This is a genomic window from Mycobacterium sp. E136 (assembly GCF_001666865.1).
In the GTDB taxonomy this organism is placed as follows: Bacteria; Actinomycetota; Actinomycetes; order Mycobacteriales; family Mycobacteriaceae; genus Mycobacterium.
Genome location: NZ_LZJE01000342.1, coordinates 1 through 611, shown reverse-complemented (window position 1 = coordinate 611; position 611 = coordinate 1). Strand labels below are relative to the sequence as shown.

The 611-nt window shown below is 67.4% G+C and carries 1 protein-coding gene and 1 pseudogene; both read left to right on the top strand.

Features of this window, described 5'->3' with window-relative positions:
* A pseudogene (locus A5698_RS28770) lies at positions 1 to 179 on the top strand (ABC transporter substrate-binding protein); the annotation flags it as partial.
* Positions 176 to 611, top strand: a 436-nt coding sequence (locus A5698_RS22980) for an ABC transporter permease (protein ID WP_197506866.1), incomplete at its 3' end; no start/stop codon positions are given. The pseudogene A5698_RS28770 and the gene A5698_RS22980, both read left to right, overlap by 4 nt.

Below are 611 nucleotides of genomic sequence, written 5' to 3'. Positions count from 1 at the left end.
CCCGCTTCGACGATTACCGGCGCGCGGCGACGATCATCGCCGACGAGGTCAGCTACATCTACCTGTACAACCCCTCGGTGATCCAGGCGTGGGTGAGGAACCTGTCCGGTTACGAGGCCCGCCGCGACGGCGCGGTGCGGTTCCGCACCGCCAGCCTCACCGGAGACGAAACGTCATGACGCGCCCGCTGACTCATCCGATCGTGCGGTTTCTCGCGCGCCGACTGGTGTATTCGGCGGTGGTGCTGCTCGGGGTGCTCGTCGCGAGCTTCGCGCTGGTGCATCTGGTTCCCGGCGATCCGGTGCGCATCGCGCTGGGAACCCGATACACGCCGCAGGCCTACGAGGCGTTGCGCTCGGCGAGCGGGCTGGACAAGCCGATCGTCGAGCAGTTCTTCGCCTACATCGGCAAGGCGCTGACCGGTGACCTCGGGGTCAGCTTCCGCAACGGCGATCCGGTGACACAGATCCTTCTCGAAAGGCTGCCCGCCACAGTGTCGTTGGCGGCCGTCGGGATCGTGATCGCGCTGCTGATCGCCATCCCGGCCGGGATCTGGTCGGCCCTGCACGAAGGCAGGATCAGCGACGCGATCGTGCGGGTGGGCAGCCAGT